This is a genomic window from Desulfovibrio sp. SGI.169, assembly GCF_050313595.1.
GTDB lineage: Bacteria > Desulfobacterota > Desulfovibrionia > Desulfovibrionales > Desulfovibrionaceae > Desulfovibrio.
Window position 1 is genome coordinate 1 of the sequence record NZ_JBNPLS010000008.1, and the last position, 12496, is coordinate 12496.

General features: G+C 65.3%; 14 protein-coding genes. 10 read left to right on the forward strand and 4 right to left on the reverse strand.

Features of this window, described 5'->3' with window-relative positions; genetic code table 11:
• Both ACQRA4_RS05765 and ACQRA4_RS05770 read left to right on the forward strand, forming a co-directional pair.
• Positions 1-330: V4R domain-containing protein (locus ACQRA4_RS05765; RefSeq protein ID WP_427822140.1), on the forward strand; the 330-nt coding region annotated here is incomplete at its 5' end.
• Between the two features lie 22 nt (positions 331-352).
• Complete coding sequence (locus tag ACQRA4_RS05770) at positions 353-1318, forward strand: GGDEF domain-containing protein (RefSeq protein ID WP_427822141.1); 966 nt, start codon at positions 353-355, stop codon at positions 1316-1318.
• Between the two features lie 185 nt (positions 1319-1503).
• Here ACQRA4_RS05770 and ACQRA4_RS05775 read toward each other — a convergent pair whose 3' ends face one another.
• The 4 genes from ACQRA4_RS05775 to ACQRA4_RS05790 are packed head-to-tail and all read right to left on the reverse strand — an operon-like array spanning position 1504 to position 6944.
• Positions 1504-3456 carry a glycosyltransferase family 39 protein gene (locus ACQRA4_RS05775; protein WP_427822142.1) on the reverse strand — a complete coding sequence of 651 codons (1953 nt, stop codon included), beginning with the start codon at positions 3454-3456 and terminating at the stop codon, positions 1504-1506.
• Positions 3453-5606: a hypothetical protein gene (locus tag ACQRA4_RS05780; protein WP_427822143.1), complete on the reverse strand. Its 2154-nt coding sequence runs from the start codon at positions 5604-5606 to the stop codon at positions 3453-3455. Before ACQRA4_RS05780 ends, ACQRA4_RS05775 begins: the two co-directional genes overlap by 4 nt.
• Positions 5607-5616: 10 nt before the next feature.
• Positions 5617-6426 carry a nucleoside triphosphate pyrophosphohydrolase gene (gene mazG, locus ACQRA4_RS05785; protein ID WP_427822144.1) on the reverse strand — a complete coding sequence of 270 codons (810 nt, stop codon included), beginning with the start codon at positions 6424-6426 and terminating at the stop codon, positions 5617-5619.
• A gap of 29 nt (positions 6427-6455) precedes the next feature.
• Complete coding sequence (locus ACQRA4_RS05790) at positions 6456-6944, reverse strand: CvpA family protein (protein ID WP_427822145.1); 489 nt, start codon at positions 6942-6944, stop codon at positions 6456-6458.
• Between the two features lie 119 nt (positions 6945-7063).
• Here ACQRA4_RS05790 and ACQRA4_RS05795 point away from each other — a divergent pair, with 119 nt between their 5' ends.
• The 8 genes from ACQRA4_RS05795 to ACQRA4_RS05830 all read left to right on the forward strand — a co-directional run bounded on the left by ACQRA4_RS05795 (position 7064) and on the right by ACQRA4_RS05830 (position 12471).
• Entirely contained in the window at positions 7064-7774 is a 711-nt protein-coding gene (locus tag ACQRA4_RS05795; RefSeq protein ID WP_427822146.1) for a class I SAM-dependent methyltransferase, read from the forward strand.
• 50 nt (positions 7775-7824) lie between these two features.
• Positions 7825-8244: a nickel-responsive transcriptional regulator NikR gene (gene nikR / locus ACQRA4_RS05800; protein WP_427822147.1), complete on the forward strand. Its 420-nt coding sequence runs from the start codon at positions 7825-7827 to the stop codon at positions 8242-8244.
• Positions 8244-9032: a GTP cyclohydrolase FolE2 gene (folE2, locus tag ACQRA4_RS05805; RefSeq protein ID WP_427822148.1), complete on the forward strand. Its 789-nt coding sequence runs from the start codon at positions 8244-8246 to the stop codon at positions 9030-9032. Before nikR ends, folE2 begins: the two co-directional genes overlap by 1 nt.
• Positions 9033-9164: 132 nt before the next feature.
• A complete protein-coding gene (locus ACQRA4_RS05810; RefSeq protein WP_427822149.1) occupies positions 9165-9539 on the forward strand; it encodes a flagellar basal body rod protein FlgC in 375 nt (124 codons plus the stop codon).
• A 101-nt stretch (positions 9540-9640) separates the two neighbouring features.
• Complete coding sequence (locus tag ACQRA4_RS05815; protein WP_427822150.1) at positions 9641-10546, forward strand: NlpC/P60 family protein; 906 nt, start codon at positions 9641-9643, stop codon at positions 10544-10546.
• 8 nt (positions 10547-10554) lie between these two features.
• The gene (locus ACQRA4_RS05820; protein WP_427822151.1) at positions 10555-11067 is read left to right on the forward strand and encodes a rhodanese family protein; all 513 of its coding nucleotides are present in this window, start codon (positions 10555-10557) and stop codon (positions 11065-11067) included.
• Between the two features lie 4 nt (positions 11068-11071).
• Positions 11072-12064, forward strand: a complete 993-nt coding sequence (gluQRS, locus tag ACQRA4_RS05825; protein ID WP_427822152.1) for a tRNA glutamyl-Q(34) synthetase GluQRS — start codon at positions 11072-11074, stop codon at positions 12062-12064.
• Between the two features lie 35 nt (positions 12065-12099).
• Positions 12100-12471, forward strand: coding sequence for a hypothetical protein (locus ACQRA4_RS05830; RefSeq protein ID WP_427822153.1), 372 nt, complete (start codon positions 12100-12102; stop codon positions 12469-12471).
• The last annotated feature ends 25 nt before the right edge of the window (positions 12472-12496 follow it).

Sequence of the window (12496 nt, forward strand, 5' to 3'; positions counted from 1 at the left end):
AATTTTTGTGAAAAATTTGTCGGCCCGCGCGAATCGTTCGATGACTTTGTGGGCGCCGTGCAGCATGCCCTGCTGGAGCTGAAGGTCGGCATTTTGCGGATGGAAAGCGAAGATCGGGAAAATGCCCGTTTCACATTGACTGTATCCGAAGACCTGGACTGTTCCGGCCTGCCTGACATGGAACACTCGGTTTGCACCTATGACGAAGGCTTTATTGCCGGCATTTTCAAGGTGTTCAGCGGTCAGGATTTTGCTGTGAAGGAGATCGACTGCTGGTGCACGGGCGACCGAACCTGCCGTTTTGAAGTCAAACCCAAAGGCGCTGTCTGACAGGCGCGTTGAAAACAGAAGTATGCCTACGAATGATTCTTCTACACAGCTTGCAAGCATTGCCGACCGCTCGGCGGAGCTTCTTGATTTCGTTACGGATGTGCTTACGCGAAATTCCGCGCGGGAAGAGGGTATTTCAGAGAAGCTTCAGGATATCGAGGGAATTGAAGAACTGCATGCATTGCTCTGGGATATCCGTAATCTGACGTACGCGCTGGGCAAGGGAGATCTCAAATACGCCTGCAAGAGCAAAGGTTGCGTCGTCGGCGCGCTCAAGACACTGCAAGCCAACCTGTCTCACCTTACCTGGCAGACGCAGCGCATTGCCAATGGCGAATACCAGCACCGGGTGAACTTTATGGGAGAGTTCTCCACGGCCTTTAACCAAATGGTGGAGGCGCTGGACGAGAATGTTTCCTCATTGGTGCGGCTTTCCCAAAAATATAAAGAAATGTCCGCCAAGGATCCGCTGACCGGTCTGTACAACCGGCGCGCCTTTGAAAGCGCGCTTATGGGCATTCTGGAAGACGTCGGGAAGAAAGAGTTTCACGCAAGCATAATCATGACGGATATTGACCTGTTTAAAAAGGTCAATGATACCTATGGTCATGCCAGCGGCGATACGGTGTTGCGGGCCTTTGCCGAAAAAATATCCGCGATGTTGCGTCCCCATGACCTGTTTTGCCGTTATGGCGGCGAGGAATTTGTCATTTTGCTGCCGGGCGCGTCGCTGAAGGGAGGCATGGCCGTGGCGCAGCGGCTCTGCCGGGGCGTGGAGGGGATGGCCATTCCCATTGAAGGAGTGGAGATTCGCATTACCGCCAGTTTTGGCGTGAGCAGCTTTGTCGCGTCGCTGCTGCAGAGCGAAAAACGCAATATGATGACAGAGTTTGATGCGGCCGTGAAGCGTGCCGACGATTGTCTGTACCAGGCCAAAAACGCGGGAAGAAATACTGTCGTCTGCGAAAAGGGCGACGCGCCGGCATAGGCCATTCCTGTCAGCCTTTTTCTGACTTCCGCATGCGTTTTGGCGCTGCCATGCCTGACAGCGCGCGGGCCGCCTTGGAGTGATTGCTCCAGAGCGGCCCGCTTTTGTCAGAGACGGCATTTTAGAGCGGTTTGGCAATAAAATTATCCAAACCGCTCTAATAGGCCTGACTCTAAGGCATTCGCCTAACCGCCAGCGGGCGCGGGCGGCGCGGCAGGCGCAGCGTCCGTATCCACATGGGGGACGGCGTCGTTTCTCGTTTCCGGCTGGGGCTGTGGCGGCGCGTCGCCTTCCTGTGGCGCAACGGGCGTGACTTCCTGCGGAGGCAGGGGGGCATTCCCCGCCCCGGCGGGCTCACGCGCGGGCGTCTCTTCTGAAAGCGGAAGGGGAACCGCCCGCGGCGCGTTCGGAATTTCCGGAGGTGCTTCCGCGGCTGGCGCGGCGGGCGTCACGTTGTCTCCGCCATTCACGGGCGCGGTCGGGGACTGGATGTCCTGAAGGCGGTTCAAGCCCGCCTGCGGCAGGGCGGCCAGCTCCGGCGCGAGCATCAGGGACGCCGGCTGGGTAAGAATGACGGCCGTCAGAGCGCAGAACAGCAGCGCGCCGCCCGGATGATCCCGCCGGATAAAACGGGTCATGGCCACGGCGGCCAGCAGACAGAGCGCGCCGAGCACGGGCAGCGCCCTGAGGCCCAGAATCATTTCCCGCTGTTCCGGGGTGAGCGGATGGGAGAAAAAGCGCGCCATCCAGTCCAGGGAAAAGCCGAAACCCGCCGCCATCAGGGCCAGGCCGGCGTGCAGCAGGCAAAGCGCCGCGATAAGATAAAACAGGCGGCTGCCCAGATGGGGCAGGCGCAGCAGGGCTTTGCCCAGCAGTGGGGCGGCAAGGCAGGCCAGGGCCACGGCCACGCCCTGCATGCGCGCAACGGGCGTCAGCAGACTGAGCAGGCAGCCCAGTACCAGCGTGATCCAGACAAAGGCCGAGCCGGCGCGTTCCGCGCGGGACGCCTTGAGATCGCCCCAGGCCGAGAGCAGCACCCGCCGCCAGGCGACGCAGAGCACCAGGGCGAGCCAGGGCGCGAGGCCCAGGGCGGCCCCGGCCAGGGGCCACCACCAGCGGTCCGGCAGGGGCCAGGGGCGGCGGGCCAGGGTGGCGTACAGCTCTTGCATATACCCTTCGGCATGCGTCCAGAGAATGACGCCGCCCAGCCAGGCGCCCAGAAGCAGCAGCAGAAGCGCGAAACCGCTCAGGGCGTCCGCTCCCTGGGCCCGGCGGAACGCGCCGCGCCAGAGCAGAAAGACGGCGCTGGCCAGCAGGGGCAGCAGCAGATGAAAAAGCCCGCCGGTCAAACCGGCCATGCCCGCCAGCACAAAGCCCGTCGGCAGGAGGAACCAGGCGCGGCGCGCCTGCCAGCCCCGGCAGAAACAAAGCAGGGAAAAAAGCAGCAACGCGGCGGATAAAGCCGTGGAGCCGGTAAAGTGAACCAGGGGCGCGAAAAGAGGCGAACAAAGCAAAATCAGCCCGGAGGCCAGGGCGGCCCTGGGGCCGAAACCCGCCGCGCGGCTCAAGCCCCAGACGCCCAGCAGGGCCAGGGCGGCAGCCAGAGCCCCGGCCAGGGGAAAAAGCAGGGCGGACGCGGCCTGCGGCAACAGCAGCGACAGAAGCGCCATGAACCAGGTGAAGCCCGGCCACTGCGCGGCCAGGCAGCCCATCCCATCCGCTTCGGGCGTCAGGCCCGCGCTGGGCGCGAGCCATGGCCCGTGCTGCGCCGTATGCAGAAAAGCGCGGATATGCTGACTTTCAGCCGGGCAATACAGGGCGTCGCCGCGCCATGCCTGCCAGAAGTCCGGCCAGGCCTGGGCCGCCAGCACAAGCAGCAGAACCAGGGGGGCCACCCCGCGGAGCGCCTGAAAGACCTTGTCCGCCTGGCCTTGCGCCGGCGCGGGGCCAGGCGTCGGCGCGCTTGTGCCGTCCCCTGGGCTTTCCCGCATGCCCTGCCCGGCGGCGGCATCATGATCAGGCGCGGTCGTGGCGCGCTCCGAAGCGGCTGCCGCATGCGCCGGGGATTCCGGCGAGGCGTCAGGCCCGCTTTCCGACGAGGCGTTCAGGGAAGGATTGGGGGCTTTGTCTGAGGTCATGGCGTCGCTCCTGGTTGGCGTGGGGGGAACAAATCCTCCGCCTGGCCGCCAAGCAGCAGATGGCGGGCCTGACGGGCGTCAAGATCAAGTTTGAGGGCGCGTCCGTTTTGCGCCGGGGCCGGGGCATGCGGGTTGAGAATGTCGCAAAGCCTGCCCGTTGTCGCGCCGTGGGGCAGGGTCAGTGAAAAGCTTTGTTTTTCTGCGGAAAAATTGGCCGCCAGCAGCCAGTGCCCGCCATCGGGCAGCGCGCTGAGCACGCCCGCGCAGCCGGGAGGGCCGCTGAACACGGCCAGCAGTCTGCCCCGCGCCAGGCCCGTATTTTTGCGGGCGCGCAACAGGGCGCTGACGGCATGCAAAAAACTCTGCCCGTCCGCCCATTGCCGCTCCAGAGGGCCGAAGGCCAGCGGCGCGGGCGGCCTGGAACCTCCGGCGCTCTCCCGCCAGAGGGGCGTCAGCCCCAGGCTGGCTGGCAGCTCAGGCGTGGCGCGCGGCAGAGCCAGCGCCCCGGTCATATCCTGCGGGCTCACAAAGCTCAGGCCCGGCAGGCCCACGCGCCAGCTCAACAGCAGAAGGCAGGCCTCGCGCAGGGCCGCCTTCTTTTCCGCACTGGACGCGGAGCCGCTGGAAGCGGCCGCGTCGGAAGGCTTCAGGCCAAGAGCGCGCGCGGCCAGAGAGGCCGGAGTGGTCCAGAGCTGCAGGGCCTCGGGGGGGCCGCCGGCCTTGCGTTGCGCCGTGCGGATCAGCTCCCGTCCTTGCGGCAGATCCAGCAGGGGCCGCCAGTCCACAGCCAGCCAGTCATGCAGGCCGCGCGCCAGTCGGCTCTGATCCACACCGGCGGCCTGGGCGGCGCGCAGCAGGGCGGCCAGTGGGGCCGCATCGCCGCTGAGCAGGGCATAGGCGGCAGCCGCCGGTGTGGCGGCGTCACGGGTGAAATCCACAGCGCCGGCCAGCACCGTGGCCGTGAGCGAGGGCGGCAGCACATCGTCCTGCATGGCCCAGCCGCCGTAGCGGCGCACCTCGCGCGCGGCATCGTCCAGAGCCTCCAGGCCGGGCGTCAGCAGGGCGCGGGCCGCGTCTTGCGATGGGCCCTCCGGCGCGCCGGAGAGCACATCCAGGCCCATGAGCGCTTCCAGGCGCAGACCGGCGAGGGTCTGCCGCTGCAGGCCGGTATGCCGGATGATGGCGGCGGAAAAAATGCGCCGGGCCTGGCCCGAGGGGTCTTGCCAGAGCAGGGTGGGGCGCAGGGGGTCGCCGCTGTAGCGATAGACCCAGCGCCGGACCTGGCCGTCAGCGCCGCGCACTTCGCCGGTGGCGGCCCAGCCGCCGGGCGTGGCCCAGGGCAGGCTGTCGCGCGCCAGGGCCTCGGGCAAAAGCCCGCGCCCGGCCAGTTGCGCCGCCGCTTCGGGCCGCAGGGGCAGGCATTCCCACTCGTCCGGCAGACGCGGGAGTATGTCCCAGTCTTTTGGCGGCACGGCGATCATGGCGTAGATGCCGTCGAAACGCGCGGCCCGTCGGGCCTGGAGTATGAAATCAGGTCCCAGGCCCGTATGGGCCGGGGGCAGTTCGCCGCCTGTCTGGATTTGAAGCCGCTCAAGATGCAGGGCCAGTTTTTCAAAATCCGCGTCCGCACCCAGGGCAGGATCAAAATGCAGGGAAGCCACGTTTTCCCCGCCGGGCGAGGATTGATTGCGCTTGTTCCAGATGTCGGCGCGTTCGCCCGTGGGAGAAATGAACAGGCCGTTGAAGCCGGCCCGGGGCAGCATTTCCAGAAAGGCGCCCCCGCCGGACAGCGCCCGGAAGAGAGGCTGGGCAACGCCGACCGCGTAGGGATTGAGCTCCAGCCAGTTGGGCGCGGCCCCCAGCAAAACGGGCAGCCGCCGGGCCGTGCTGCTGTTGCGCCAGATGCGCTCCGTGCCCGAAACCTGCGCCGTAAGCTCCGGCGCGGCGCCAAGCATGGATTGTTTTTCAAGCCATTGCAGATAGCCGGGATCGACTCTGGGCAGGCCGTCAGCAGGGGCAAAGGCCGCCGGGGGCCCGCCTGTCGGGCGCGTCGCGCGTTTTTGGGGGGTACAGGCCGCCGCCAGACAGCAGGCCAGCAGCGCGGCCAGCAGAACAGTCGGAAGGCGGGGCGTGCTGCGCGGCAGGGGCATGGCGTCTCCGTCAGTCCTTGCGGGCGGATGCGGCTGTTTCCTCCGCCTTGGCCGCGTTCCAGAGTTCATCCTTGTCGTCCAGGGAGAGTTCCGTAAAATCGCGTCCCTGTTCCCGCGCCATTTCCTCCATGCGGGCGAAGCGGCGCAGAAAGCGCAGGGTGGCCAGATCCAGCGCCTCACTGGCCTTGATGCCCTTGCGGCGGCCCAGCTCCGTGATGCTGAAGAGCAGGTCGCCCAGCTCATGCTTTTGCGCTTCCGCGTCGCCGTTGGCCGAGGCGTCGAGCCATTCCAGCCATTCGGCCTCCACCTGCTGCTCCGCCTCTTCGTCTTCGGGCCAGGTGAAGCCGGCGCGCGCGGCCTTGGAGTGGATGCGGTAGGCCTTGACCAGCGGCGGCAGGCTGGCGGGCAGGCTGGCGAAAAGCCCCTGGGGCTTGCCGTCGGCGTCGGCGTGTTCGGCGCGCTTGATGGCCTCCCAGGTTTTGAGCTGTTCGTCCAGATTTTCAAAAACCGTGTCGCCGAAAACATGCGGATGGCGGCGAATCATCTTGGCGCGGCTGGCGTTCAGGGCGTCGTCGAGGTTGAACTGGCCCTGTTTTTCATACAGGCGGGCCACGAAGAGCAGCAAGAAGGCCACATCGCCCAGCTCTTCCCGAATATCGCCGACATTGCCCGAACGGATGGCGCTGACAAGCTCGTGGCTTTCCTCAATGATGTAATCAGCCAGGCTTTCCGGGGTCTGCTCCTTGTCCCAGGGGCAGCCGTTCGGGCTGATCAGGCGTTCAATGACGTTTTGCAGTTCTTCCAGGGCGCTTTTTTTCATGACGCGGTGCATCCTTTTATACTATGGGTTCAGATTCCCAGCCGGGAGAGAAGGTCGGGCGGCAGCCATGCGCGCACCTGCTCCATCAGGGCGTTGAAATAGGGCAGGACGCGCGAATGCCGTATAAAGGCCGCATCGTGAAAAAATTTTTGCAGCGCCAGCAAAAGCAGCGCGCAAAGCAGCATGCCCTTGGCCAGGCCCAGCAGCATGCCGGCCAGCCTGTCCGCCCAGGAGACAAAGGAAAAGGAAAGAATTTTTTGCAGAATGCGGGCCAGCACGGCCACAGCCAGAATGACCGCCAGAAAGATCAGCACATAGGCGGCAATGGTGCGCCAGGCCGAGTCGGCGATGAACGTGAGGCGCGGCGCCAGCAGGGGATGATAGGCATGCGCGGCCCAGAAACCGCCCAGCAGCGAAACCACCCCGGCCACCTCGCCCACAAAGCCGTGCACAAAGCCGCGCCCGGCGAAAAAGACCAGCGCCAGGACGATGATCAGATCAAAAATATCCTGCTCCATACGCGATTCCGTCAGCCTCCGTGGCGCACCATAGCAGAAGCGCCGCCGCGAGACAATGCGGCCGCTGTACAGCCCCCGGCCATTGGGCTATATTGCCGGGCGTGAAAACGATGTCCGCAATGTCGGCTCTGCCCGGGCGGGAAGAGGGAGAGCAGACGCCCCTGGAGGCCTACACGCCGGAAATCGCCGTCAACGCGGCCGGGCGGCTGTGGCGTCTGACGCGCGCCGCCGACCTGGAGCGGCTCTGGGAGGCCATGACCGACGACCCCCGCAATTTCGAGGACGAGCGGCTGCCCTACTGGACCGAGCTGTGGCCCTCCAGCGTGGCGCTGGCCGGCTGGCTGGCCCGGCGGCGGGAGGAAATCGCGGGCCGCCCCTGCCTGGATTTGGGCTGCGGCTTGGGGCTTACCGCCCTGGTGGGCCGCTGGCTGGGCGCGCGGGTCACGGCTGTGGATTATGAGGAAGAGGCCCTGCGTTTCGCGCGCCTGAACGCAGAGCGCAACGCGGTGCCGCAGCCCGGCTGGGCGGTTATGGACTGGCGGCGTCCCGCGGTGCGCGCCCGGAGCATGGCGCGCATCTGGGGCGGGGACATTATGTATGAAAAGCGCTTTGTGACGCCGGTGCTGCGTTTTCTGGAGCATGCCCTGGCGTCGGACGGCGTGGCCTGGGTGGCCGAGCCGGGGCGTTCTGTGTATGAGGCTTTTCTGCACGCCCTGCACGGCGGGGGCTGGCGGGGGCGGCGCGTCCATTCGGCGCGGGTCGCGCCCCTTTACGCCCAGCCTGTGCCGGTGACAGTGCAGGTATGGGAAATACGGCGCGGAACGCTCTGAAGCATGGACGGGCTCGCGCCGGGGCGGCATACAGACGACAGGCGGTATACATGGGAAAGCTCGTGCGTTTCGGCGTATCGCTGGATGATGCTTTGCTGGAGCCTTTTGACGCGCTTTGCGCGCGCAAGGGCTATTCCAATCGTTCGGAAGCCATCAGGGATCTGATCCGCAAAGCTCTGGTGGAGGATGCCTGGCGGGATGCCGTGGGCCAGGGCGCGGGCACGCTGACCCTGGTCTATGATCATCACAAAAATGATCTGGCCCGGCGGCTGATGAAGATACAGCATGATGATCATGACATTATCGTGACCACCCTGCATGTGCATCTGGATCATTACAACTGCCTGGAGGTGCTGGTGCTCAAGGGCGAACCCGCGCGGGTGCGCGCTCTGGCCGACCGGCTGATCTCCTGCCGCGGCGTCAAACACGGCACGTTCAGCGTGACCACAACCGGACAGGATCTGGCCTGATGGAAGATGTGCAAAGTTATGCCCCCGCAGTGCCCCTGAGCATTGACCGCGTGGGGGTGCGTGAGCTCAGGCTGCCCCTGCTGGTGCGCGACCGCGCCAGGGGCAGCCAGCAGACCGTGGCCAGCGTGGACCTGGGCGTGGATCTGCCTTCGGCCTTCAAAGGCGCCCACATGAGCCGTTTTGTGGAAGCGCTGGAAGGCTGGAACGAGGAAATCAGCTATCAGTCGGTGCGCCGCCTGCTGGAAAACGTCAAGGAGCGTCTGGGCGCGCGACGGGCCTGGGCGCGCTTCAGCTTTCCCTATTTCATCCGCAAGGCGGCCCCGGCATCGGGCAGCCCGGGCACAGTGGCCTATGAATGCCGCCTCACCGGCGAGCTGGACGAGAAGGGGCAGTCCTTTCTGTTAGACCTGGATGTGCCGGTGATGACCGTCTGCCCCTGCTCCAAGGCCATCAGCAGCGAGGGCGCGCACAGCCAGCGCGCCGTTGTGCGCATGAGCGTGCGCATGAGCGGCTTTTCCTGGCTGGAGGAATTTATTGACATGGCCGAGGAGGCGGGTTCCTCGGCGGTCTATACCCTGCTCAAGCGCGAGGATGAAAAATTCGTTACGGAGCGCGCCTTCGCCCACCCGGCCTTTGTGGAAGACGTGGTTCGCAATGTGGCCCAGCGCCTTTCCCGGCACGAGCATGTGGCGTGGTTCAGCGTGGAGGTGGAAAGCCTGGAGTCCATTCACAATCACAACGCCTTTGCCCGCATAGAGCGCGGCCTTCCGCAGGCGGAGCCAAGCTGAAGCCGCCCGAAATGCCCGAAAAGACGCATGCGCGTTGGCCCGGACGGGCGCGGCCCGACACTGGAAAAAGCGTTTTGCAGTGCCGGGCTTTTATGCTAACATGACGCAAACAGGCGTGAAGCTGACATTGACATGAGCGGCACAAGCGACAGCATGTATATAGGCGCGTCGGCCTTGAACGCCCATTCTTGGGGCATGGCCGTCACGGCGCACAATGTGGCCAATGTGAACACGGCGGGCTTTACGCCGCGGCGGGCTGTCTATGCCGAGGGGCCTGACGCCCGTGGCGTGCGCTTGGACGCCGTGCTTCAGGATGCCGCCGGGCGCTTTGATGTCGCCGCAAGCGGCGAGCCGTCCATGCCGCCGGAATTCGTGAACCCCAGCGGCACGGATTTGGGGCGTGAAATGACGCGGATGATCTCCACGCAGCGAACCTATGAGGCCAATGCCCAGACTGTCCGCTCCGCTGACGCCATGCTGGGGGTATTGCTGGATATCAAGGCCTGACACAGGCATATGCCGAAATGGGCGGGACAGACCTGCCTGTTTTTTTGTCCCGTTGCCTGTCGCCCGCGCGGCGGGCGTTCACAAGCGGGAATGGAGCGCTAATGGGTAACTACTTGAAAATTTGCGCCTTGATCATGGCCTGCGGCCTTGCGTTCGGTTGCGTGGCCAGGCAGAACAGCGCCGCTGATGAGCAAATGCGCGTGGAGCGCTTTCGCCGTTCCTATGAGGCGGCGCTGGAGGAAGATCAGGCGCAGGCCAGCCAACAGTTGCTGAACAAGGCCCACTCGGCCATCGGCACCCCCTATGTGCGGGGCGGATCCAGCCCGGGCGGTTTTGACTGTTCGGGCTTTGTCTGCTGGGCGTACAAGAGCGTGGGCGTGAAGTTGCCGCGCACCGCGCGTGAACAGTCCGTGGTAGGCGAGCGCATCAGAAGGCAGGAAGACATGCGCGCCGGCGACATCGTGGCCTTCCGTCATCCCCGCCGGGGCTATCACACGGGCATTTATGTGGGCGACGGCAAATTCATCCACAGCCCGCGCCGTCGCACCACCGTGCGCATCAACTCCCTCAGCGACCCCTATTTCAGCAGCACCTTTCTTGGCGCGCGCCGTGTGCGCCTTGAAGGCAATGAAGACCTGGTGGCCCAGGCCGAAAGCCGTCTCAGCGATTACGCCGAGGAAAAGGCCGTGCGTGAACTTTCCGCCGCGAAGAAAAAACCGGCTCAATCCCGCCGCGACGTGAAAACGCGTCGCGCCTCCAGAGACAAGGTCGTGCAGGCGGCCGGCGGCGACAAGCGCCGTCAGGCCAGGGCCGCCGGCGAGCGCAAGGCACTGGCCGCCAAGGCGGGCAAAACCGCCAGGGCGGAAAAGGGCAAAGCCGGACAATCCGCCAAAAACGGTACAAAAGCGGTACGCAAAACCGCGGAAAAAAAGTCCTCCAAGGCGCTTTCCTCTTCCCATCAGAAGAGTAAAAATGCCGCCGGCGCAAAGAATCGCAAGAAATCATAGGTGATTACATGCTCCCCGCAATCAGCCCCGCCGAAACCCTGCAAAAACTCCAAGACGGCAAAATCCGTCTTGTGGATATCCGCGAACCGGATGAAATAAACTCGTTGCGCGTGCCCGGGGCGGAAGCGGCGCCCCTTTCGGTCATCAGATGGATGCGCCTGGCCCCGTCTGATGCGAAGCTGCCGATTGTCTTCACCTGCAATTCCGGCAACCGCACCAGCAAGCAGAGCGATCTGCTGGAAGAACTGGCCGGCGGCCCCGCCTGGCAGATGGAGGGTGGCGTCAGCGCCTGGGCCAGAGCCGGCCTGCCCGTGGAGCGCGGGCGGCAGGGCGTCTCCCTGTTTCGCCAGATCCAGATCGGCGCGGGCGCGCTGGTGTTGCTGGGCCTGGCGGGCGTGTTTGTCTGGCCGCCCATGATCTGGCTGCCCGCCTTTGTGGGCGCGGGGCTGATGTTCGCCGGAGTGACCGGCTTCTGTGGTCTGGGGCTGCTGCTTTCAGCCATGCCCTGGAATAAAAAATAACTTCATGCCGCCGCGCGGAGAGGAGGCTCCCGCCCGCATTTGCGGGCGGCTGGCGCCAAGCCCCACTGGGTACGCCCACCTGGGCAACGCCTGGGCCTTTCTGCTGGCGTGGCTGGCGGCGCGGGCGCGCAAGGGCGTTCTGATTCTGCGCCTGGAAGATATAGACCCCCAGCGTTCCAGGCCGGAGTATGCGGCGGCGCTTCTGGAAGACCTGCGCTGGCTGGGCCTTGACTGGGATCAGGGGCCGGATGTGGGCGGGCCGCTGGGGCCGTATGAGCAGAGCCGGCGCGAAAGCGCATATGCGGCGGCCCTGGCCCGGCTGGAGGCCGCCGGTCTGACCTATCCCTGTTTCTGCACCCGCAAGGAGTTGCGCCTGTTGGCCGCGGCCCCCCATGTGGACGACGCGGGCGCGCCCTATCCCGGCACTTGCCGTGACCTGAGCGCCACGCAACGCGAGGCCCTGTTCAGCAGCGGACGCAGGGCCGCCGTGCGGCTGCGCTGCCCCGCCGGGACCGTCGCCTTTGAGGATGCCCTGCTGGGTCCGCAGCTTTTCCGGCTGGCTGAATGCGGCGGCGACTTTGCCTTGCGGCGTTCTGACGGCGTGGTGGCCTATCAGCTGGCTGTGGCCGTGGATGACGCGCTCATGGGGGTGAATCAGGTGGTGCGCGGGCGGGACATTTTGCCGTCCACCCCGCGCCAGATTGCGCTGTTGCGGCTGCTTGGGCGCAGCGCGCCCACCTATGCGCATATTCCGCTGCTGCTGGACGGCGAGGGCCAGCGCCTGGCCAAACGCCATCAGAGCCTGGCCCTGCGGGCCCTGCGGGAACAGGGCGCAAGCGCGCGGCGTATTGTGGGGTTGCTCGCCCGGCTGGCCGGCCTCAACCCGCGCGGCGTGCCCGTGAGCCCGGCGGAACTGCTGCCGGATTTTGCCCTGGAACGCCTGCCCGGCGCGGATCAGCGCGTGACGGATCAGGATTTGCGTCAACTAGCGTCGTAACAGGCGCGTACCTTTCAGCAGGAGTGTACAGAACCGTGCTAACGCTTGATCAGGCTTTTCTGGATGAGATTTTTCCGACGCAACGAACCGATGATTTTTTTGACGCCCTGTTCGGCGGCGCCGAAGAGGGGGCCTACGACATCCGGCTGGTCTGTCGGGGCGTGACGCCCGCCAGGGCGCAGCTGGCCTTTGAGTTGCGCCGGCGGCCCGGCAAGTGCCTGGTCTGCACTCTGACCTACGGGCTGCCGCAGGTTTTTCAGCGCCATCCGGTTCTGAATGTGGCCGGCGTGGCCAGGGCCGTGGCGAAACGTCTGGGCTGGCCCGAAAACAGCCCCTGGAAGCTGGAACCGACGGAAGAAATCAGCCCTGAACTGCATGCCATTCCCCTGGTGCTGGAGCGGGGCTGACATGCGCCTTGACAGGGGGACGCTT